Origin of the sequence: Pigmentiphaga sp. (genome assembly GCF_019689535.1) — a bacterium.
Lineage (GTDB): Bacteria > Pseudomonadota > Gammaproteobacteria > Burkholderiales > Burkholderiaceae_B > Pigmentiphaga.
In genome coordinates this window covers 12,515-33,922 of sequence record NZ_JADGHH010000008.1, presented here as the reverse complement: position 1 = coordinate 33,922, position 21,408 = coordinate 12,515, and the positions used below count along the sequence as shown (strand labels likewise).

The following is a 21,408-nucleotide window of genomic DNA, read 5'->3' as shown; positions in this document are numbered from 1 at the left end:
GCGAGCAGGAGGATGAAGATGGCCTGCCATCCGGCCGTGACCAATATCCACCCGCCCAGCAGCGGCGCAAAAACGGGCGCCACGATCATCAGCGTAATGGGCGAAGCCGGGCAGGTACATGTCCGTCGCAAGGGGCGCGAAGGCGGCCAGCATGGCCAGGACCAGGATCAGCCGGCCCGGGTTTTCGGCTGGGAGGGAGGAGGGATGGTTTTTCATACTGCTTCGGACGCCCGGTTCGGGAGCGGACGTCCGTCCTTCTGCGTGAGGCAAAGGGAGTTTTCGGGCAGCCGTCGACCGCGTGGTCGGTCGGCTGCCGCAGGGGAGTGCACCGCATCGGGTGCGGGCGCATCTAGCGCTCGAGCGCGTTCCAGATGGCCTGCGTGGCGTCGGCCTGGTTCATCGTGTAGAAATGCAGGCCAGGCGCGCCTCCGTCGAGCAGCGTCTGGCACAGCTGGGTCACCACGTCGTGCCCGAAGGCCCGGATCGAGGCCTTGTCGTCGCCGTAGGAAGCCAGGCGCAGGCGGATCCAGCGCGGGATTTCCGCTCCGCACATGTCTGAAAAGCGGGCGAGCTGCGTGTAATTCGTGATCGGCATGATGCCCGGCACGATGGGCGCCAGGACGCCCTTGGCCGTTGCGCGGTCCACGAAATCGAAATAGGCGTCTGCGTTGAAGAAGTACTGCGTGATGGCGCTATCGGCGCCTGCGCGCATCTTCTCGACGAAATGGTCCAGATCGGATTCCGGGTCGGGCGCCTGGGGATGCATCTCGGGGTAGGCTGCCACTTCGATGTGGAACCAGTCACCGGTTTCCTCGCGGATGAAGCGCACCAAGTCCCGCGCATATCGCAATTCGCCCATGTCGCCCATGCCCGAAGGCAGGTCTCCGCGCAGGGCGACCAGCCGCTTGATGCCGGCCGCGCGGTAGGCGTCCAGGATTTCGCGCAGGCTTTCCCTGGTCGAACCGATGCACGAAAGATGCGGCGCGACTTCATAGCCGAGCTTTTGCAGCATGGAAACGGCCCGCATCGTGCCGTCGCGCGTCGAGCCGCCGGCGCCGAACGTCACGCTGGCGAAATGGGGGTTGAGGCCTTGCAGCTGCTTGGCCGTACGGATCAACCTTTCCTGCGCGGCGATGTCGCGCGGCGGGAAAAACTCAAGGCTGAAAACCGGCGCGGCGTCCGGCGCCGCACCGGGAGAAATGGACGAACTCACTTGGGAGCAACCTGTAAGTGGCGGGTCAGTTCGGCACGATGGACGAAAGCAGACCCGAAATCAGACTGTAGAGCAGCGCCCCGATGACGGCCCACCAGAAACCGCTGACCTGGAATCCTTTGAGGATGGACCCGGCGAACCAGAACAGCAGCGCGTTCAGCACGAGCAAGAACAGCCCCAGCGTGACGATGGTGATGGGTAGCGTCAGGATGACCAGGACGGGTTTGACCAGCGAGTTGAGCAGGCCCAGTACCAATGCCGCGATCAATGCCGACCCAAAGCTCGCCACCGTGATGCCGGGCAACAGGTAGGCGACGACGAGAAGCGCTACGGCGTTGAGCAGCCAGACGAGTAACAAGGTCATCGCGAACTCCTTGCAAAGTTGGAGTCAGGGGAAGGCCGGGGCGCAAGGCCCCGGGGGACGCTGCAAGAACGATCAATAGCGGTAGTGGTCAGGCTTGTACGGACCTTCCACCGGCACGTTGATGTAGGCGGCCTGGTCCGGGCGAAGCTGCGTGAGCTGCGCACCGAGCTTCTTCAGGTGCAGGCGCGCCACTTTTTCGTCGAGGTGCTTGGGCAGTACGTAGACACGACCCTTTTCGTATTTTTCGTTCTGCGTCCAGAGCTCGATCTGCGCGATGGTTTGGTTGGTGAACGAGGACGACATCACGAACGAGGGGTGGCCGGTGGCGCAGCCCAGGTTCACCAGCCGGCCCTGGGCCAGCAGGATGATGCGGTTGCCAGAGGGCAGGATGACGTGGTCGACCTGGGGCTTGATCTCTTCCCACTGGTATTGGCGCAGCGAAGCGACGTCGATCTCGTTGTCGAAGTGGCCGATGTTGCAGACGATGGCCTGGTCCTTCATGGCGAGCAGGTGCTCGTGGGTGATCACGTGATAGTTGCCGGTCGCCGTCACGAAAATGTCGGCCTTGTCGGCGGCATAGTCCATCGTCACCACCTTATAGCCTTCCATGGCGGCCTGCAGTGCGCAGATGGGGTCGATCTCGGTGACCCAGACCTGTGCGCGCAGCGAGGCGAGCGCCTGGGCGCAACCTTTCCCGACGTCGCCATAGCCGCAGACCACGGCGATCTTGCCGGCGAGCATCACGTCGGTGGCACGCTTGATGCCGTCCACCAGCGATTCGCGGCAGCCGTACAGGTTGTCGAACTTGGACTTGGTGACCGAGTCGTTGACGTTGATGGCGGCGAAAGCGAGTTCGCCCTTCTTGGACATCTGGTACAGGCGGTGCACGCCAGTGGTGGTTTCCTCGGTCACGCCCTTGATTTGGGCAATGCGGGTGGAATACCACTTCGGATCGCGCTTGAGCGTTGCGCGGATGGACTCGAAAAGCGCCACTTCTTCTTCGCTCGTCGGGTTTTCGATGACGCTCGGGTCCTGCTCGGCTTTGGTGCCCAGGTGCAGCAGCAGCGTGGCGTCGCCGCCGTCGTCGAGAATCATGTTGGCGTAGGTGCCGGCCGGCCAGTCGAAGATGCGATGGGTGTATTCCCAGTAGTCGGCCAGCGACTCGCCCTTGATCGCGAACACGGGCGTGCCCGAGGCCGCGATGGCCGCGGCAGCGTGGTCCTGGGTCGAGAAAATGTTGCACGAAGCCCAGCGCACTTCGGCGCCGAGCGCCTTGAGCGTCTCGATCAGGACCGCGGTCTGGATGGTCATGTGCAGGCTGCCGGCGATGCGGGCGCCCTTCAAGGGTTGGGCGGCGGCAAATTCTTCGCGAATCGCCATCAAGCCCGGCATCTCGGTTTCGGCAATGCGGATTTCGCGGCGGCCCCAGTCGGCCAAGGAGAGGTCGGCGATGCGGTAATCGGGGGTGTTGGCGTTGAGTACAGCGTTCATGGGGACTCCAAATTGCTTGCCCTTGACGCCGCGGCTGAAACCGGGATGGCTCGCCGCACGGCCTGCAAAGGGCAGGATAGGGGGCGAGCGCCGTTGCCGGGGACCGGCGCCGCCGTGGCGGCTGCGGCCAGTCCGTAACCTGAGCCTGGCGACCGGCATCCGGTCGTCGCAACGCTCCTCAGGTGGCGACATTGTAGCGGGTTCCCGCCGCCGGCTGCGGGGAAAACCCCAGTGGTGACGGGTTTATGTAACAAACGAACAGAAATGAATAGGCGGAGCGTCCCCTCGGGGGAGCCTCGGGCTCAGCCCTTGCGCCGCGGATAGCCGGCGGCGAGGATGCGCTTCCAAATCGCCTGCTTTTCCTCGTCGCTGAGCATGACCCAGTTGGCCACTTCCATGGCCGTGCGGCCGCAGCCGCGGCAGATTTCGTCGAACAGGGTCGAACACACCGCTACGCAGGGCGAGTCGGCGTTGGCGGGCGGGCAGGCGGGAAACTCGGAGGCGGGACGCTTGGCAGTCATATGGGGGGAGTTTAGCGCCATCCGCGGACGAGTCCCCGCCCGGCAGCGAGGGCGTCAGGAGAAGTAAAAGCGCAACGCGTTCGCGCCGAAGATCCTACGGCGATCGGCCGGGTCGGCAATGGTTTCTTCCAACCAAGTGATGGCGGCCTCGTACGTCATGCTCGACTCCGCGCCGACGAAGGGACAGTCGCTGGCCCACATCAGCCGGTCCACGTCCACTTCTCGGTAGAGCGCCTGGGCGCAGTCGCGGGCATTCGCGCCAAGCCGGTAGGCGCCCGACATCTTGACCCAGGTGCGGCCTTTGCGCACGGATTGCAGCATGGCTTGGAAACCTTCGCAGCGGGTGCCGGCGACCGGGTCCGGGCGTCCGATGTGGTCGATCACGATTTTCACGCCTGATCGCTCCAGCGCGGGCAATACGGCAGGCAGGCGGGGCCCTTCGATGTGGACGTGCACGTGCCAATCCAAATCGACCAGCCGGCGCAGGAACTTGCGGTAATCCCAGGAATCGAGGTCGGGCAGGTCTTTCATGCCGATGAAGGGCAGCCGTACGCCGCGGATGCCGGCCGCATGCATGTGGTCCAGCACCACCCGCTCCACCGAGGGGGCCGTGATGACGGTGCCGCGCAGCCGCGGCGACTTGCCCAGGGATTCGATGACGTAGTCGTTGTAGTCGCCCCATGGGCTGGCCGCGGCGATGACGGCGTAGTGCACGCCGTGCCGGTCCATGGTGTCTAGCAATTGTTCGACCGTGAAACTGTAGTCGGGGCTGTGCCGCGGATTGGGCACGAGCGGCATGTCGCGCTTGAATACGTGGACGTGGGCGTCGACCAGAACGGCGTCGGTCGCGTGAGTGGCGAAAGTCACGGAGGGCTCCTGCTAGTTTTGTTGAGTCGGGATGCCAGCCTTGCGGATGACGTCGGCCCATTTGGCGATGTCGCGCTTGAAGATGGCGGCCAGTTCGTCGCGCGTGCTGCCCTTGGCTTCGGTGCCGAGCTCTTCCAGCCGCTTGCGGATCGCGGGCTCGCCCAATACCTCGTTGATGGCCGCGTTGAGGCGGTCCAGGCGGCTCGGCGGAGTGCCCGCCGCCGCAAACAAGGCGTTCCAGCCGGCGACTTCATAGCCGGGCACGCCGCTTTCGGCCACCGTGGGCGCGTCAGGGAGCCAGGCCGAGCGGCTCGTGCCCGTGGCCGCCAGCACCCGGGCCTGTCCAGAAATGATGGCGCCCTTGAGTGCGGCATAGGATTCGAACATGACGTCGATGTCGCCGCGCAGCAGCGCGGTCAGCACTTCGGGCGTGCTCTTGAACGGCACGACCATGGCGTTGAGCCCGGCCATGGATTTGAACAGCTCGGCCGAGAGGTTCTGCGTGCTGCCGGGGTTGATGGTGCCGAGCACTACTTGGCGCTTCTTGCCTTCTGCCAGCAGGTCGGACAGCGATCGCAGCGGGCCCTTGGCATTGGCCAGCAGCACCAGGTCGAAGTAGGCCACGGTCGAGATCGGCTCGAAATCCGTGACCGGGTCGTACGGCAGCTTGAACAAGGTCTTGCTGATGGCGGTGCCGTTGGCAAACACCGCCAGCGTATAACCGTCGCGGGGCGCGGCCAGTACGGCGTTTGCCGCGACCACGCCGCCGGCGCCGGGCTTGTTTTCGACGACGATCTGCTGCCCGAGCCGTTCCGAGAGCTTCTGGGTGACGAGCCGGAGCGAGATGTCGGCCAATCCTCCGACGCCGAACGGCACGATGACTTTGATGGGTTGGTCGGGATATTTGTCTTCCTGGGCCTGAAGCGGGGCCATGGCGAAAGACAGCATGGCGGCGAACGCCGCGCGCCGCCACCGCCGGGCGGTCCGCGGCCTGCTGACGCAGTCGAGCATAGGGGTCTCCTCTTGTTGTGGCCCGCTGCGCCGGTCGCAGCGCGCAGGGCCGTCGCTGCGCAGCAGTCTATGCAGGCGGCGGACTACCGACAAATGAATTGTTTGACGGATTTATTCATGCCGTTCATCGATGGCGGCGAGTCTTTGCCGGATCTCGTCGACCAGGAGCTCGCGCATGGCCTGTGCCGGCGGGGGCAGTATGGCGCCATGGCGAGTAATGACTGCCAAATGGCGCGTCACCCGGGGGCCGGTGAGACGTCGCACCACCACGCCCGGCGCCTTGATGGCCGACAAGGCGGGCACGACCGTAACTCCCAGGCCGCTTGCCACCAGGTCCAGCGCGATTGCAGTGTGTTGCGCCTCGTACACCCAGCGGAATTGAAGGCGGCGGTCGCCGAGCGCATCGTCGATGGTCGCGGCATTGCCCGCGGGCAAGCTGATGCGGATCAGCGGTTCGCCGCGCAGTTTCTCCCAGTCCAGGGACTGGGCGCGCGCCAGCCGGTGCCGGGGCGGGCAAACGAGGGCGAACGGTTCCTCGGCAAAGACTTCCATGTCGAGTCCGAACCGGTTCGAACTGGCGAGCGAGACGCCGAAGGTCGCGGTCCCGTTGTGGACGTGTTCGGCGATTTCGCCGATGGAGTCATCCAGCACGCGCACGGCGACGTCCGGGTATTGCGCGGTAAAGCGTTGCAGCGCGGGGGCGAGCTGGGTCGCGGCGAGGGTGGGTAGGCAGCCGAACACCAGCCAGCGCGGCGCGGACCGGGCGTGCTGCCGCACCGTGTCGTACGACAGTTCCAGTTCCCGCATGGCCTTGCGTACCCGGGGCAAGAGGGCGCGGCCGGCGTCGGTCAGCGTGATGGCGCGCGTGGTGCGGGTCAGCAGTTTCATGCCCAGGCTGTCTTCCAACTTGCGCAATCGGTGGCTGATTGCAGTTTGCGAAAGATTCAGGTGGGCGGCGGCCGGAAGAAAGCCGCCTTGCTCGACGATGCAGAGAAAAGCCTGCATACCGAGGAAGTCGATTTGCATGGGAATGCCTCGTCTGGATGCCGGACAGCCGTCCACATTATCGCCGCGCCCGACTATGCACGAAATTCATGAAGTGGTGCAAAACAATCATTTGAGCCTCGCGCAGCCCTTATCTAAGCTCTGCGTCCCGCAAGCGTGGAGGATGGATACGATGCTGTTGCGTGTTGCTGGCGGGGCGCTGCAAAGCTGCGCCGCGTTCATGGTCGCTGCCGGAATGGCTTGGGCCGCTCCGGTCGGTGCGGCCGATTATCCGGCCAATAAGCCCATCACGATGGTATTGCCGATCCCGGCGGGCGGGTCCGTGGATGCCGTCGCACGGATGCTGGCGGCGCAGATGGGCAAGCGGCTGCAGACGCAGGTCGTGGTCGAGAATGTGCCCGGTGCCGGCGGCGTGATCTCCACCCAACGCGTCGTCCGCGCCGCACCGGACGGGCATACGCTCTTGTTCACCACGCCGAACCACACCATCAACCCGGCCGTGATACGGAACCTGGCTTTCGACACGGAAAAAGACCTTGCGCCCGTGGGGCTCGTGGCGCAAATCCCGGAGTTGCTGGTGGCGAGCGGCAAGCAGCCCTTCGATGACTTCAAAGGCTTCGTGGATTACGCCCGAAAGAATCCGGGCAAGCTGACCTACGGTTCGGCCGGCAACGGGACGCTGCCCCACGTGACGATGGAGCTCTTGCTGCTCAAGCTCGGCCTGAGCGTGGTTCACGTGCCCTACAAGGGGGCGGCACCGGCGCTCAATGATTTGTTGGGCGGCCAGATTGCCCTCAAGATGGATACCGTCACCACGTCCCAGCCGCATTTCGCGAGTGGAAGGATCAAGCCGCTCGCCATCGCCAGCGCGTCGCGTTCCAAGTTGCTTCCCGACGTGCCGACCATCGCAGAGTCGGGCGTGCCGGGTTACGAGGGCATATTGTGGCTGGGCGTGCTCGCGCCGTCCGCCACGCCGCGTGCGGTGATCGATGTGCTGCACCGGACCATGGCCGAGATCGGGCGCGACCCGTCATGGGCCGCCCAGTTGGAAGCGGCGGGCGTGGAGCCGCGTACCACGACGCCCAAGGAATTTGCGAAGATGATTTCCGCAGAGATTGCGCAATGGAAAGACGTGGTGCGGCGTTCCCGCATCACGATTAATTGATCGCCGAGATGACCGAAGCTACGCTACCGCCCCTGACCCCTCCGCCCGATCCGCATCCGCGCAAGCCCCAGTTGGTGGCGCCGGCAGGCGCCATCGACTGCCACGTCCACTTGTTCGGCCCGGCCAGCCGCTATCCCTTTCATCCCGACAGCAAATACCGGTCGGCCGACGCGTTGCCCGAAACGAATATTGCCCTGCAAGACACCTTGGGGTTGAGCGGGGCCGTGGTCGTCAGCGGCGCGGGATACGGTCCGAACACCGCCCATCTCGAAGAGGTGTTGACGCGGTTTCCGCATCGCTTCCGCGGCGTCGCGCTGTTGCCGGACGACGTGGACCGGGCGACGGTCGCGCGGCTGGACGCGCTGGGCGTGCGCGGTGCCAGGTTCGTCAGCCCAGGGCATCGCGGCGCGCTGCCGCGCTTATCCTCCCCGCGCATCCCTGAGCTGGTGGCCGAGTTCGGCTGGCACGTCCAGTTTTACCCCCACGGCACCGACCTCCTCGAGCATGCCGATACCCTGCTGGGCCTGCCCAATCGCATCGTGCTGGATCACTTCGCCTGCATTCCGGCGGCCGGCGGCGTGGACCAGCCCGCGTTCCGGCGGCTGCTGGACATGCTCGATACCGGCAAAGTGTGGGTGAAGATCTCGGGTCCCATGCGGTGCACGACGCAAGACTACCCTTATTCGGAGGTCACGCCCCTGGCGCGGGCGCTGGTGCGGCACGCACCGGAACGCCTGCTATGGGGCAGCGATTGGCCGCACACCAACATGCACGGCCGGAGCATGCCGAACGACGGCGACTTGTTCGACTTGCTGGCGGCATGGGTGGACGATGCTGCGGTGCTCGAACGGATCCTCGTGCACAACCCCCGCGAGGTGTACGGGCCCTTCGGCAAGGAAACGGCACAGGGCTAGCGCCCCCCCTCGGGCGCCGGCGGCCCTGTCTTTCATCAAGAGAAAAAGGCGAAGCGGCATGCACTGCTTCGCCTCATCTTTCGGCCCGCATGGGCCACGCCAAACGGCAGCTTCAGCGCGCTGCCCGCAGCGCCGCGGCCTTGTCGGTCGCTTCCCAGGTGAACTCGGGCTCCGAGCGTCCGAAATGCCCGTAGGCTGCCGATTTTTGGTAGATCGGGCGCAGCAGGTCCAACATGTTGATGATGCCCTTCGGACGCAGGTCGAAGTGCTCGCGCACGAGCTTGGCGATCTGGTCATCGGGCAGCACACCGGTGCCGAACGTATGCACGGTGATGTTGATCGGTTCGGCCACGCCAATGGCGTAGCTGACCTGGATCTGCGCACGCGTGGCCAGGCCGGCGGCGACGATGTTCTTGGCCACGTACCGGGCCGCATAGGCGGCTGACCGGTCCACCTTGGACGGATCTTTGCCCGAGAAGGCGCCACCGCCGTGCGGGCAGGCGCCTCCATAGGTGTCGACGATGATCTTGCGGCCGGTCAGGCCGCAATCGCCTTGCGGACCACCGATGACGAAGCGGCCCGTGGGATTGACCAAGTAACGGGTCTTGTCGGTCAGCAGGCCTTCGGGGAAGGTCTTCTTGATGATCTCTTCGATGACCGCTTCGCGAATCGTTTCCTGCGAGACGTCGGGAGCGTGCTGGGTGGAAAGCACGACGGTGTCCACCTCGACCGGCTTGCCGTCCACGTAGCGGAAGGTGACCTGCGATTTGGCGTCGGGCCGCAGCCAGGGCAGGCGGCCGTCTTTGCGCAGCTCGCTTTGGCGCTGGACGAGGCGGTGCGAATACCAGATCGGCGCGGGCATGAGGTCGGGCGTTTCGTCGCAGGCATAGCCGAACATCAGGCCTTGGTCGCCCGCGCCTTGGTTCAGGTAGTCGTCCGAGGCGCGGTCCACGCCCTGGGCGATGTCGGGTGATTGTTTGTCGTAGGCGACCAGTACCGCGCAGCCTTTGTAGTCGATGCCGTAGTCGGTGTTGTCGTAACCGATGCGCTTGATGGTTTCGCGGGCGATCTGGATGTAATCGACGTTGGCGCGCGTGGTGATTTCCCCCGCCAGGACGACCAGCCCGGTGTTGCACAGCGTCTCCGCGGCGACGCGGGACGTCGGGTCTTGCGCGAGGAGGGCGTCCAGGATGGCGTCGGAAATTTGATCGGCGACTTTATCGGGGTGTCCTTCGGAGACGGATTCCGAAGTGAAAAGGTAGGAATTGGCCACTCGATAGTCCTTTAAAAGCTGACCGGCGTGCGAAGGGCGAGCCGGCTATCGGTTCCGCGGCGTGTTGCACGTCGGTCTGGGACCGGTTTCGAGCAGCGACGCTTTAGCGGCATTTATGCGCGCGCCGGGAGCCGGCGCCGCGATCGCCCCGCAAGTTGTCTGTTAACTCGGCGATCTCCGTTATTTTAGGGGAAAATCCCTGGGTGGCCCATCCCTGTCGTTTTCGAATCCCCGATCGATGTTTCTGACTCTTTATCGTTTACTCGCCCGGCTGCCCCTGCGGTGGTTGCATCGCCTTGGACGCTGGCTGGGGCTCTTGGTCTACCGGAGTTCCTCCGACTACGCCGCGCGCCTTCGCGCCAACGCCGCCCTTGCCGGCTATGCAGGCGAGGCTTTCGTCCGCCGGTCGGCTGCGGCTGCCGGGGAAGGGGCGCTGGAGATCCCGCGTGTCTGGTTCCGGCCCGACCAGGCCTTGGCCGAGTGCCATACCGATGACTGGGACGTCGTGCAGGCTGCGCTTGACGAGGGCAAGGGCATCGTCTTCCTGACGCCGCACCTGGGGTGCTTCGAGGTTGCCGCCCGCTATTACGCCCATCGGGGCGGTCCGATCACGGTGCTGTACCGGCCGCCGCGCAAGGCCTGGGTAGCGCAGCTGGTCGAAGGCGGGCGGCGCGGCCCCAACCTCGATACGGCGCCGGCCAATCTGCAGGGCGTGCGCCAGCTGGTGCGCGCCTTGCGCAAGGGCGAGGCGGTCGGCATCTTGCCGGACCAGGTGCCGGGCAACGGCGAGGGCGTTTGGGCGCCGTTTTTCGGCCGGCCCGCGTTCTCCATGGTGTTGCCGGGACGGCTGGCTTCCCAGACCGGGGCAGCGGTGGTGCTCGCAGCGGGCGAGCGCCTGCCCGGCGCCCAGGGATGGAAGATTCATTTCGTGCGGTGGCCCGGGCCGGTGCCCGAGACGCCCGAGGCCCAGGCTGCGTGGGTCAATGCCGGCATGGAGTCGATGATACGGCGTTGCCCTGAGCAATATCTCTGGGGCTACAACCGGTACAAGGCGCCTCGCGGCGAAGCCCCGCCGGCGGCGTAGCTGCCGCGCCCGCATGCCCGTCGCGCCGCCCCCGCGGCGCCGATGTGAGTTTCGCTCACGACCCTCCCTCACTATTTCGATTGAGCGCACCCTGCGCGCTACGCATGATTCGTCTGGCCGGCGCCGGCATCGGGCCGGCCGTGAGAATCACGCAAGCGCGAGGAGACCATGCTTTCATCGTTCACCGTCCTGGATCTCACCTGGGTGCTGGGGGGGCCTTTCGCGGGCCAGTTGTTGGCGCAACTGGGCGCGGAGGTCGTCAAAGTCGAGCCGCTGGAAGGCGACTTGGCGCGGCAGGTGTCCCGGCACGCCATGGAGTTCGAGGGCGACCCGGGATTTTTCCTGTCAGTCAATCGCGGCAAGAAAAGCATTGCGCTGGATCTCAAGCACCCCCGCGGACGCGAAGTCCTGTACGACCTCGTCCGGCGCAGCCATGCCATGCTCTACGGCTTCGCGCCGGACGTTCCCCAGCGCCTCGGCTTGGACAAAGACTCCCTGCTGGCGGTGAACCCCCGGCTGTGCATCGCCCAGCTAATCGGCCTGCACGACCAGCCCCCGTTTTCCAACGCCCCCGCGTTTGACTTGATCGTGCAAGCGTTGGGAGGCGTGATGAGCATCACGGGAGAGCGCGATGGCAAGCCAGTAAGAGTGGGCTACCAGATCGCCGACTTGGCCGGAGGCCTGTATCTCGCGCTGGCCTGCGTCGGCGGCATGCTGAAGGCCCTGCGCGAAGGCCGTGGGGAGCTGGTGCAGGTATCACTGCTCGACTGCCAATTGGCGCTGTTGACTTGGCAAGCGCAGAACTATTTTCTTTCTGGCGAGGTACCTGCCGCGAACGGTGCGCGCCACCCCGTCATCGCGCCCAGCGACATCTATCGCTGCCTGGACGGGCGCTACATCGCCATTTCGCCCACGGGGCAGCAGTTCTGGCGGACGTTCTGCGCGGCGATCGGGCGCGAGGACCTCGCCAGCGATCCCCGGTTCAAGGAAGCCAAGGACCGCATCGAGAACGTGGATGCGCTCACGGAGATCCTGAACGAGGTGTTCGCCGCCAAGAGTTCGGCGCAATGGGGCGAGGAGCTGTTCGCCAAGCGCGTGCCGGCCGCACCGGTCAATGACGTCGCGCAGGCCGTCGCCCAGCCGCTGGCCAAGATGCGCGCCATGGTGGAGGAGCTGCCCCATCCCCGGTCCGGCCGACCCATGCGCTTCCTCGGCAACCCGTTCAAGTACGAAGGGGGCCAGCCTCTTTCCTATCCGCCCGCCTTGGGCGGGGACACCCGCGATCTATTGCGGCGACTGTGCGGTTACGACGATGCCGCGATCGACACCTTGGTTCAACAACGAGTGATTTCCGAAGGAGGAAGAGCATGACGCGACCTAGCGAAATCAAGCCCCGGGAAGGCGACTTGCCTGCAGCGCTGTACAAGGATTGGCAAGTGGGCGCGGAGTTTCCCGAGTTGCGCTTCACGATCACGCCGGACGTCATCGACGAGTACATGTCTGTCGTGAACGCGACGCCCGAGGCCTATGTGATCGATGGGCGCCGCGCTGCGCCGCCCAATGTCGTGGCCGTCTACCTGATGGCCGTGATGTATCGCAAATATCCGCCCCAGCAGGGCGGCATCATGATCGGCAACACCTTCACCTTCTACCATCCCATCTGGGCCGATGAAGACACGGTCGTGGTCGGCACGGGCAAGGTCGAGGACAAGTACGAGAAGAAAGGCCGGAAATACATATGCTACTCGGTCGACTTCACGCGGGACGACGGCCAGAAGCTGACCCGCATCCTGCACACCTCCGCTTTTCCGGAATGAGGACAACCATGGAACGGATCATTCCCCAGACCCAGGACATGTTCGACGCCTATGGACGGCTCAACGGCGACAACGACATCCTGCACTACGACCCGGAATACGCCCGCAAGCGCGGCTTTCGCGGAACCCTGGGCCACGGCCTGATGTACCTGGCATACGTTGCCGATTTGGCGGCCCGCAAGTACGGCAAGGACTGGCACTACCGCGGTGAGATTTCGGTCAAGTTCATCGCACCGGTGTGTCCCGGCGATGAGTTGAAAGTGTCGCTCGACGACGAGGGCCAGGCGCAGTGTGAGTCCCAGTTCGGCAAGACCCTGGTCGGGTATGCGCGCTTGATCTGAGCCCGGCGTTTCTATAGCGGAGCGGCTGCGGCGGGCACGTCACGCCGTGCTTGCAGCGCCGCTTCGCACCGCGCCCAGCACTTCCTCGCAAAGTTTGTCCGACTCGATCCCTTGTTCCTGCAGCCACGCGAGGAAGTCGTCCAGCAGGTCGCGGTGGCGGGCATGCGGCGACACAATGAGGAAATAACTCGGGTCGTAGACCTTGGGCGCGCCCAGCGGCGCCGCGAGACGGCCGGCGGCAAGGTCGTCGATGGCCAGCGGTTCGGGCACCAAGGCGATGCCGAGTCCGTCCACGGCGGCTTGGTGCGCAAAGTACATCTCTTCGAACATCAAGGTGCCACCCGGGGCGACTGTTTCCAGGCCGGCGGCGGCGAACCATTGCTCCCAGGCGTGCGGGTGCGTCGATGCGTACAGCAGCGTGTGGTGCCGTAAGTCCCGCGCTTCCCTTATTGGCGCCGTTTCCAGGATTTCCGGCGCGCAAACGGCCACGAGGTTGGTGCGCAGGAATTCGTGGCAGGAGAACCGGGGCAGGGGGCCGCTTAGTCGGCGAATGACCGCATCGAGTTCGGGCAGCGCCATCGTTTCGACCGCGGCGATGCCCGTCGTCAGGCGTAATTCGACTTCAGGATGCCTCCGCTGAAAGCCCGACAGCCGCGGGATGAGCCATTTCATCGTAAAGGTGGGCGGCGCGTTCACGGCCAGCACGACGCGCCCCGCCTTGCGTGTCAACGCATACGTAGAGAGCGCGATGCGATCCAGCGCCGGGCCGACCTCCGAGAGCAGGGCGCGGCCTTCTTCGGTGAGTTGTATTTGGTGGTTGGACCGGTGGAAGAGCGCGAGGCCGAGATGGCTTTCCAGCGCGGCCACCTGGCGGCTCACCGCGCCGTGCGTGACGCAGAGTTCGTTGGCGGCCTTGGTAAAGCTCAGGTGGCGCGCAGCTGCTTCGAAGGCGCGGATGGCGTTCAGAGGGGGAAGCCGTCGCATCGTATGAAGAAAACTCACAACCTCATGAGATTAAATGGATTGTGCGCGAGCTGCTTCTTTTACACAGTAAGCCCTGCCGTCTAGGCGTTGCGCCGTTCGTCGACGGCAGCGCGGGGCGGCGACTGGCTGAACTGTCCCGGCCTCGTGCCGGACGGTCCGACTATAACAGCAACGACCGGAGACATGATCATGAAGGGCCGCAATTCTCGCGTATTGCATTTTCTCCCGTGGTCGATCTGTCTGGCTCTCGCGGGACTGGGCGCCGCCAGGGCGGAGTATCCGGACAAGCCGGTACGCATCGTCTGCGCCCATGCGCCGGGGGGTGCGGCCGACCAGTTGTCGCGCATTGTCGCCGACAAGCTCGCCCATGAATTGAACCAGGCCGTCATCGTCGAGAACCGTCCGGGCGCCAGCACGATGCTCGCTGCCGAGCAGGTCGCCCGCGCGCCGGGCGACGGGTATACCCTCTTGATGGCGACCGTCACCACGCTGTCGATCAATCCTGCCCTCTACGGGCAATTGCGCTATGACCCGGTGAATGACTTCACGCCGATTACGGTCGTGGCCTCCACGCCGTTTTTCCTTGCCGTCAACGCCTCGGTGCCGGCCCGAACCGTCCAGGAGCTGATCGCCCTGGCCAAGGAGCGGCCGCGGGCGCTGAACGTCGGTTCATCCGGCACCGGTACGTCGTCGCACTTGGCGGCGGAATTATTCAACGACATGGCGGGCGTGCAGACGGTGCACGTTCCCTACAAGGCCACCGCCACGCGCAACAATGAGCTGGCGGCGGGCGTGATACAGATGATTTTCGGCAATGACGTGATGCCCATCGCCAACAGCGGCAAGGCGCGCGTGCTGGGCGTGACGTCTTTGACGCGTCTCTCCGGTTATCCCTCGATCCCGACGGTGGCCGAAAGCGGCGTGCCGGGCTTCGAAGCCAGTGTCTGGTACGGACTGGTCGCTCCTCGAGGGACCCCCGACGAGGCCGTGCGCATCTTGCACGCCGCGCTCGTCCGCATCCTTGGCCAGCCGGAAGTGAAAAAACAGATCATGACCGCCGTCGGTGGCGAGGTCGTGGCCAATGCCCCCCGGGACTTCGGCGCCCTCATCGTGAGCGACGCCGCGAAATGGGGCAAGGTGATCCAGCGCGCCGGCGTGAAGGTCTCGGCCGAGTAACTAGGGCCGGTTACCGGACGTCGGCCAATATGGGCTGGAGCCCGTGCTCCATGGCATGGCGCGATACCACCAGTTCCAGCCGGAGCAAGGCACGGGTTGCGCCGACGAACAGCTTGCGCGCAGCCCTTTCGTCAAGCTGGTCGAAGTCGATTTCCGTAAAAACCACAGCGGGCGCGGCCTGGCCTTTGAAACGGTAAACCGACTCCATCAACACTTCGCCCGCCGAAAACTCCGGTTTGCCGAACAGATCGTACCGGCCGGTGAAGGTTCGCATGGAGTGGGGGCCGAGCTGGGATTGGCCCAGCAAGGCGGAACTGTCTCGACCGCGGAAACAGACCACGGCGATGTCGGCACGCTTGAAGCCTGCCGCCAAGCATTGCGAGATCGCCTTCTTGGTGTGGGCCAGCAGTTCCGCTTCGTTTTCGTAGACTTGCACGTGGAGGCCGCCGACGGCGATGGGGCCGCGGGGCTCGATGTACAGGCCGTCGGGCAGCAAGCGGTCGAGCATCTTGACGATGCTGCGCGGGCTCCGGTAGTTGCTCTGCGCCCGCATCGTCACCCAGCCGGGCAGCTGCACGGCGGGTTTGCCATACAGGTTCTGCATCGGGTCTTCGAGCCAGACCATGCGCGCGTCCTCCCGCGCGTGGCGCAGGACCTGATCCCGCCATTCGTTCGAAAAGTCCTGGCCTTCGTCGACGATGATGGTGTCAAAGCGCAGGTGGTCCGGCACGGCCTCGCGCGCCGCCCGTTCGACCAGGTCGTCGAAGGCATGGGGGCCGGAGAAGTCGACCGGTTGGCCCGCAGCATGAAGCACCTTGTCGCACAGGGTGTGGAAGGTGCATGCCAAGCCGCCTTCGGGTGCAATGCTGTTGAAATGGTCTGCCAGTGGCCGGTTGAAGCAAACGTAAAGGGGACGCCGGCCCGCCTCGAGCGCGGCGCGGTACTCGGCGTGGGCGAGCTGGGTCTTGCCCGAGCCAGCCGTGCCGATGACCCGCAGCCGGAACGGTTCGAATTCCAGCCGCCGCGCCCAGTGTGCCAGGCCACCCGAGATACGGGTGACGAGCGCCCGGGCCTGGCCCACCAGCGCGTTCGCGTCGGGCTCGAGCTGGATCACGTCTTCCAGGAAGCGCCGTACCGCCGCCGCGGCCGGGGAGGACGGTGCCTGGGGCAGCGCCAGCTGGATGACCGAGCACAGGCGGTCCCGTTCTGTCGCGTCGACGATGCGCTCGGACGAAATGCCGGCCGTCTCCGGATGGCGCACGGTGTAATCCGGGCAGTAGAGCAAATACTCGATGCGGACGGCATCCAAGTGCGGCCGTCGCGCCATCCGGGAGCGCAGCACGGCGAGCTGGCGGGCGATTTGCACGGACACGTTGGTGCTATGCCCGGGGTACTTCTTGCACAGCCCGTCGGGCGTTTCTTCCAGAAAGCCGCTCAATTGCTCGATGAGCAGGAGGTCTCCCGCGGCATTGACGATCGCGAAGTCGATGTCGCCGTACACGGAAAAGCCTTGTTCCACGTTCGTCCAATGCACGGCGTGGTAGACCGTGTAGGAATCAGGCAGGCCTTTCTCTAGCGTGGCCAAGGTCTCGAGCTGGCGGCGGGCGGCGCCCATGGCGCTGATTTCCCGCCATCCGTCTGGGACGATGCGTGCCATCCTCCGCTCCTATGCGTGCGGCACGCCCGGGACGGGGCGCCTGCGGGCCCGGCGCGCACTGCACCCGGGGTGCGTGGCTGCGCCCGGTGCATGAAGGCTCCGGGCGGGCGGGAATGCGGGAGCCGCCGCGGTGCGCAGGCGGCTCGCGCGGGCATGGGTCATTTCTTCGACGGCCAAGGCGATAGGCGATCTCGTGAGCATGACCGTTAGGATACAGGCAAGCCTGCGCGCCCCGGCCCGGCGCCGCGCGGCCGCGGGTGGTGGGCCCGCCTATATAATCCCTTGATGACCTGGCACTTCACCAAAATGCATGGCGCAGGCAACGATTTCGTCGTCCTGGACGGCGTGCGCCAAGAGATCCGCCTGACCCCCGAGCGGGCCCGCAAACTCGCCCATCGCCAGTTCGGCGTGGGGGCCGACCAGATTTTGCTGGTCGAGCGGCCGACCCGGGCCGATGCCGATTTCCGCTATCGCATATTCAACGCCGACGGCGGGGAAGTCGAACATTGCGGCAACGGCGCCCGCTGTTTCGTTCGCTTCGTGCGCGAGAAGGGCCTCACGGATCGCAATCCCGTGCGCGCCGAAATCTGCACCGGCATCATCGTCCTCTCCGAACAGGACGACGGTGAGGTCAGCGTCGACATGGGCCGCACCAGCTTCGATCCCGCCGCCGTGCCTTTCGATGCGGCTGGCCTCACGCCGAAGCAGCAGGGCGAGGATTTGCTGTGGCCGCTCGACATCTCGGCGCCCGGTGAGCCCGAGCGCATCGTCTGGGTGTCCGCGGTGGGCATTTCCAATCCGCACGCGGTGCAGGTCGTCGACGACGTCGATACGGCGCCCGTCGCAAGCTACGGCCCGCGCATCGAAAGCCATCCGCGCTTCCCGCACCGGGTCAATGCCGGGTTCATGCAGGTCGTCGATCGCCATAACATCCGGTTGCGTGTTTACGAGCGCGGCGCGGGCGAAACCTTGGCTTGCGGCACGGGGGCATGCGCTGCCGTCGCGACCGGGATACGCCGCGGCCTGCTGGATTCGCCGGTGCGGGTCCAGACGCGTGGGGGCGTCCTCACCATCGCGTGGGACGGCGAGCAGTTGCTGATGACCGGTCCGGCCGTCACTGTGTTCGAAGGCACCGTGGACGTCGACCGGCTGCTGGGCTGAGGCGGCAAGCGCGCGAAGCGCAAGCCCCTTCTATCAATGAGTCAAACCGGGAAACACATGGACGCCAACGAAGTCGCGCAATTCCTGAAGGACAACCCCGATTTTTTCGAGCGGCACGCTGAGCTGTTCGTTTCCATGAAGGTGCCGCATCCGCACGAGGGCAAGGCCGTCTCGTTGGCCGAGCGCCAGGTGCTGACCTTGCGCGAGCGGGTGCGGAGCATGGAGCTCAGGGTCGCGGAGCTGGTGCGTGCGGCGTCCGAGAACGAGCACATATCCGACCGGCTGCTGCTTTGGAGCCGCAGCCTCCTCAAAGAGCGCGACCCGCTGGCCCTGCCAGAAGTGGTGACGCGCGGCCTGGCCGAAATTTTCAGCGTGCCCCAGGTGGCATTGCGCATTTGGACCGATACTGTCGAGGGCAAGGCCGAGGGTGCCTGGCGCAGTGAGGTCTCGGCCGATGCCCGCGCCTTCGCCAATGGCTTGATGTCTCCCTATTGCGGTCCCAATTCGGGTTTCGAGGCCGCCAACTGGCTCGAGGGCGAGGCCCGCTCACTGGCCCTGATTCCGTTGCGCGTGGGCATTGCCCCGGAAGCCTTTGGCCTGCTCGTGCTGGCTTCTCCCGACGCCGAGCGTTTCACCCCCACCATGGGGACGGCCTTCCTGACGCGCATCGGGGAGCTGGCCAGCGCTTCGCTGTCGCGGTTGCTGGCCGAGGGGCCGGCCGCCTGACGGGGCCGGACATGGCCGCCGCCACACCCGGGGCCGACCATGCCGAGGCTGCGCTCGGCCAACCCATGCGCGAATGGCTCGAGCACCTGAACTCGGGCCGTCGCTATTCTTTACATACGTTGGCGGCATACCGCCGCGACCTCGCCCGCCTCGTCGAACTGGCTGGTGGGCTGCCGCTGGAACGAATCTCCCAAGGCCACATCCGGCGCTATCTGGGGCAGCTGCATGCGCAGGGCATGAGCCCGCGCAGCCTCGCGCGGTTATTGGCCAGCTGGCGCGGGTTTTACCAATGGTGGGCGCCCCGCGCTGGCATGCCCGGGAATCCCGCCGCCGGAGTGAGGGGGCCGAAAGCGCCGCGCGGTTTGCCCAAGGCCCTGTCGGTGGACCAGGCGCAGGCCCTGCTCGATCATGCGGCCGCGTCGGCGCAAACCGCCGGTGGCGACGACGCGCGGCAGCAGGCCGTCGCCCTGCGCGACCTTGCCATGTTCGAGCTGTTCTATTCCAGCGGCTTGCGCCTTTCTGAATTGGTGGACTTGGACGTGGCCTATGTGCGCGAGCCGGGCTACGAGTCGTCGAGCTGGCTGGAGCTGGCCGAGGCGCAGGTCAGCGTGCTCGGCAAGGGGAGCAAGCGGCGTGTCGTGCCGGTAGGCAGCAAAGCGTGCGAGGCATTGCGCGCCTGGCTCGAGGTGCGGCCCCTGCTCGCCGTGGGCGCCCGGGGCGGCGATGCGCATGCATTGTTCGTGGGCCTGCGCGGCAAGCGCATTTCGGCGCGCGTGGTGCAGGCGCAGCTCGCCAAGCGCGGTCAGGCCGCCGGCGTGCCGACCCACGTGCATCCCCACGTGCTGCGCCATAGTTTCGCCAGCCACGTCTTGCAGTCGGCCGAAGACTTGCGCGCCGTGCAGGAAATGCTCGGCCACGCCAGCATTTCCACCACCCAGATTTATACCCGCTTGGATTTCCAGCACCTGGCCAAGGTGTACGACAAGGCCCATCCCCGGGCGGGGCGGGCGCGCAAGGGCGACGAATAGCCGCAAGGCGTCGTCGCGCCGCGGTGCCGTGCACGTTGTGCGCGGGCCGGGCCGGGGCCGCCCTGCGGCATACCGTCATTTGCACCCCCTGTTTTTTCTTTCTAGACTGACGGGTTCGCAGAAATGCCCGGATACCGGAAGCGCGCCACCGGCGCGGGTTCCGACTGCGGCATCGGCTCATGGCATTCCGCTCTTGCGCCGGTTGATCGTCGCGCGCCCGGGCCGAGGAAGTCATGAATGATGTAGTGCTCAAGCCCGGCAAGGAAAAATCCCTGCTGCGGCGTCATCCCTGGGTTTACGCCACGGCCGTGGCGCAGGTCGTTGGCAGGCCCCAGCCGGGCGACACCGTCCGCGTCGTCGACTGCCGCGGCGATTTTCTCGCCTGGGGCGCCTATAGCCCGGAATCCCAGATCCGAGTGCGTTGCTGGAGCTTCCGCGAGGAAGAGGGCATCGACGCAGCCTGGATGGCGGCGCGCGTGACCGAGGCGGTGGCCCGGCGCGCGAGCCTGGCAGGCCGGACCGACGCCGTCCGCCTGGTGTTCGGGGAGGGCGACTCCCTGCCCGGCTTCGTGGCCGACCGCTACGCCGATCAACTGGTGGTGCAATTCCTCGCCGCCGGGGTCGAGCGCTGGCGCGAGCCCTTGGTAGACGCCCTAGTCGCGGCCACGGGCTGCTCGAATGTCTATGAACGGTCCGATGCCGCGGCGCGCGAGCGCGACGGGCTGGCGGCGCGCACGGGCGTGCTGCGGGGCCGGCAGCCTCCGGCCGAGGTGGAAATCGTCGAGGACGGGGTGCGCTATGGCGTGGATGTGGTCAACGGCCACAAGACAGGCTTCTACCTGGACCAGCGCGAAAGCCGCCGGCTCGTGGCCGAGCTCGCGGCGCGGGTGGGGCCGTCGGCCACGGTGCTGAACTGTTTTTCCTATACCGGCGGGTTTTCGCTGGCCGCCTTGCGCGCTGGCGCAGCCCACGCCATTTCGGTGGACTCGTCGGCGGACGCCCTGGCCATGGCCGCACGCAATGCCGCCCGCAACGGGCTGCCTGAAGCGGCGTTCGAGTGCCGGGTCTCCAAGGTGGCCGATGCACAAAAGGCCCTGGCGGCCGAGGGACGGCAGTTCGACATCGTGGTGCTCGACCCGCCCAAGTTCGCGCCGTCGGTCCATCACGTGGACAAGGCCGCCCGTGCCTACAAGGACGTGAACCTGAAAGGCATGAAGCTCGTCAAGCCGGGCGGCTATCTCCTGACGTTTTCGTGCTCGGGGGCGGTCAGCGTAGACCTGTTCCAGAAAATCGTCGCGGGCGCCGTCATCGACTCCCGGGAGGACTTCGTCCTCCTGGAGCGGCTGGCAGCGGGCATGGACCACCCCATGCGCATGACGCACCCGGAGGGTGAGTACTTGAAAGGGCTGCTGCTGCAGCGGGTCTAAACAGCCATGGTCGCAATCGGTTACCAAAGGCGGGGGCCGAGCTTGAAATCCCCCACATCGGCCCCATTTCTTCGGCTTGCCGAAGGCATTTCGTGTTACACCGTCCGGTGTTTTGCCGATTTTGCGGCAACCGGGGGTTTGTCCGGGTTTGCCCGAGGCAAACGGCTTGTGCTGTAATCCGGC

The 21,408-nt window shown here is 65.8% G+C and carries 21 protein-coding genes and 1 riboswitch; of the genes, 11 read left to right on the top strand and 10 right to left on the bottom strand.

The window, feature by feature from the left end:
- Nucleotides 1–349: 349 nt before the first annotated feature.
- The 7 genes from metF to IRZ12_RS01565 all read right to left on the bottom strand — a co-directional run bounded on the left by metF (nucleotide 350) and on the right by IRZ12_RS01565 (nucleotide 6,493).
- Nucleotides 350–1,213 carry a methylenetetrahydrofolate reductase [NAD(P)H] gene (metF, locus tag IRZ12_RS01595; RefSeq protein WP_296463396.1) on the bottom strand — a complete coding sequence of 288 codons (864 nt, stop codon included), beginning with the start codon at nucleotides 1,211–1,213 and terminating at the stop codon, nucleotides 350–352.
- A 25-nt stretch (nucleotides 1,214–1,238) separates the two neighbouring features.
- Entirely contained in the window at nucleotides 1,239–1,577 is a 339-nt protein-coding gene (locus IRZ12_RS01590) for a phage holin family protein (protein ID WP_296463394.1), read from the bottom strand.
- A 72-nt stretch (nucleotides 1,578–1,649) separates the two neighbouring features.
- Entirely contained in the window at nucleotides 1,650–3,068 is a 1,419-nt protein-coding gene (gene ahcY, locus IRZ12_RS01585) for an adenosylhomocysteinase (protein WP_296463391.1), read from the bottom strand.
- Between the two features lie 78 nt (nucleotides 3,069–3,146).
- A riboswitch (S-adenosyl-L-homocysteine riboswitch) is annotated at nucleotides 3,147–3,254 on the bottom strand.
- A gap of 116 nt (nucleotides 3,255–3,370) precedes the next feature.
- Entirely contained in the window at nucleotides 3,371–3,589 is a 219-nt protein-coding gene (locus IRZ12_RS01580; protein ID WP_296463389.1) for a DUF1289 domain-containing protein, read from the bottom strand.
- 54 nt (nucleotides 3,590–3,643) lie between these two features.
- Nucleotides 3,644–4,456, bottom strand: a complete 813-nt coding sequence (locus IRZ12_RS01575) for an amidohydrolase (protein WP_296463387.1) — start codon at nucleotides 4,454–4,456, stop codon at nucleotides 3,644–3,646.
- Between the two features lie 12 nt (nucleotides 4,457–4,468).
- Entirely contained in the window at nucleotides 4,469–5,467 is a 999-nt protein-coding gene (locus tag IRZ12_RS01570) for a tripartite tricarboxylate transporter substrate binding protein (protein WP_296463386.1), read from the bottom strand.
- Between the two features lie 111 nt (nucleotides 5,468–5,578).
- Nucleotides 5,579–6,493, bottom strand: a complete 915-nt coding sequence (locus tag IRZ12_RS01565) for a LysR family transcriptional regulator (protein WP_296463384.1) — start codon at nucleotides 6,491–6,493, stop codon at nucleotides 5,579–5,581.
- 151 nt (nucleotides 6,494–6,644) lie between these two features.
- Between IRZ12_RS01565 and IRZ12_RS01560 the strand changes: the two genes are divergently transcribed.
- Together IRZ12_RS01560 and IRZ12_RS01555 are read left to right on the top strand one after the other, a co-directional pair.
- Nucleotides 6,645–7,637, top strand: a complete 993-nt coding sequence (locus IRZ12_RS01560; protein WP_296463382.1) for a tripartite tricarboxylate transporter substrate binding protein — start codon at nucleotides 6,645–6,647, stop codon at nucleotides 7,635–7,637.
- An 8-nt stretch (nucleotides 7,638–7,645) separates the two neighbouring features.
- The gene (locus IRZ12_RS01555; RefSeq protein WP_296463380.1) at nucleotides 7,646–8,551 is read left to right on the top strand and encodes an amidohydrolase; all 906 of its coding nucleotides are present in this window, start codon (nucleotides 7,646–7,648) and stop codon (nucleotides 8,549–8,551) included.
- A 112-nt stretch (nucleotides 8,552–8,663) separates the two neighbouring features.
- Here IRZ12_RS01555 and metK read toward each other — a convergent pair whose 3' ends face one another.
- On the bottom strand, nucleotides 8,664–9,824 hold the full coding sequence (gene metK, locus IRZ12_RS01550; protein ID WP_296463378.1) for a methionine adenosyltransferase: 1,161 nt from the start codon (nucleotides 9,822–9,824) through the stop codon (nucleotides 8,664–8,666).
- A gap of 238 nt (nucleotides 9,825–10,062) precedes the next feature.
- On the opposite strand from metK, the gene IRZ12_RS01545 reads away from it, so the two are divergent.
- From IRZ12_RS01545 to IRZ12_RS01530, 4 genes are all read left to right on the top strand, one after another.
- The gene (locus IRZ12_RS01545; RefSeq protein ID WP_296463375.1) at nucleotides 10,063–10,908 is read left to right on the top strand and encodes a lysophospholipid acyltransferase family protein; all 846 of its coding nucleotides are present in this window, start codon (nucleotides 10,063–10,065) and stop codon (nucleotides 10,906–10,908) included.
- A 168-nt stretch (nucleotides 10,909–11,076) separates the two neighbouring features.
- Nucleotides 11,077–12,279: a CoA transferase gene (locus IRZ12_RS01540; RefSeq protein ID WP_296463373.1), complete on the top strand. Its 1,203-nt coding sequence runs from the start codon at nucleotides 11,077–11,079 to the stop codon at nucleotides 12,277–12,279.
- Nucleotides 12,276–12,725, top strand: a complete 450-nt coding sequence (locus IRZ12_RS01535) for a hypothetical protein (RefSeq protein ID WP_296463371.1) — start codon at nucleotides 12,276–12,278, stop codon at nucleotides 12,723–12,725. The genes IRZ12_RS01540 and IRZ12_RS01535 overlap by 4 nt, the downstream gene beginning before the upstream one ends.
- Nucleotides 12,726–12,733: 8 nt before the next feature.
- Nucleotides 12,734–13,066, top strand: coding sequence for a MaoC family dehydratase (locus tag IRZ12_RS01530; protein WP_296463368.1), 333 nt, complete (start codon nucleotides 12,734–12,736; stop codon nucleotides 13,064–13,066).
- 39 nt (nucleotides 13,067–13,105) lie between these two features.
- Here IRZ12_RS01530 and gcvA read toward each other — a convergent pair whose 3' ends face one another.
- Nucleotides 13,106–14,050: a transcriptional regulator GcvA gene (gene gcvA / locus IRZ12_RS01525; RefSeq protein WP_296463367.1), complete on the bottom strand. Its 945-nt coding sequence runs from the start codon at nucleotides 14,048–14,050 to the stop codon at nucleotides 13,106–13,108.
- Between the two features lie 189 nt (nucleotides 14,051–14,239).
- On the opposite strand from gcvA, the gene IRZ12_RS01520 reads away from it, so the two are divergent.
- Nucleotides 14,240–15,226 carry a tripartite tricarboxylate transporter substrate binding protein gene (locus tag IRZ12_RS01520; RefSeq protein ID WP_296463365.1) on the top strand — a complete coding sequence of 329 codons (987 nt, stop codon included), beginning with the start codon at nucleotides 14,240–14,242 and terminating at the stop codon, nucleotides 15,224–15,226.
- 10 nt (nucleotides 15,227–15,236) lie between these two features.
- On the opposite strand, the gene IRZ12_RS01515 is transcribed toward IRZ12_RS01520, so the two are convergent.
- Nucleotides 15,237–16,883: an ATP-binding domain-containing protein gene (locus IRZ12_RS01515; RefSeq protein WP_296463363.1), complete on the bottom strand. Its 1,647-nt coding sequence runs from the start codon at nucleotides 16,881–16,883 to the stop codon at nucleotides 15,237–15,239.
- A gap of 285 nt (nucleotides 16,884–17,168) precedes the next feature.
- On the opposite strand from IRZ12_RS01515, the gene dapF reads away from it, so the two are divergent.
- The 4 genes from dapF (at nucleotide 17,169) to IRZ12_RS01495 (ending at nucleotide 21,225) form a co-directional block, all read left to right on the top strand.
- The gene (dapF, locus tag IRZ12_RS01510) at nucleotides 17,169–18,044 is read left to right on the top strand and encodes a diaminopimelate epimerase (RefSeq protein WP_296463361.1); all 876 of its coding nucleotides are present in this window, start codon (nucleotides 17,169–17,171) and stop codon (nucleotides 18,042–18,044) included.
- A 57-nt stretch (nucleotides 18,045–18,101) separates the two neighbouring features.
- Nucleotides 18,102–18,770: a DUF484 family protein gene (locus IRZ12_RS01505; protein WP_296463359.1), complete on the top strand. Its 669-nt coding sequence runs from the start codon at nucleotides 18,102–18,104 to the stop codon at nucleotides 18,768–18,770.
- A gap of 11 nt (nucleotides 18,771–18,781) precedes the next feature.
- Nucleotides 18,782–19,798: a tyrosine recombinase XerC gene (gene xerC, locus IRZ12_RS01500; protein ID WP_296463357.1), complete on the top strand. Its 1,017-nt coding sequence runs from the start codon at nucleotides 18,782–18,784 to the stop codon at nucleotides 19,796–19,798.
- Between the two features lie 233 nt (nucleotides 19,799–20,031).
- Entirely contained in the window at nucleotides 20,032–21,225 is a 1,194-nt protein-coding gene (locus tag IRZ12_RS01495) for a class I SAM-dependent rRNA methyltransferase (protein WP_296463354.1), read from the top strand.
- Nucleotides 21,226–21,408 lie beyond the last annotated feature (183 nt).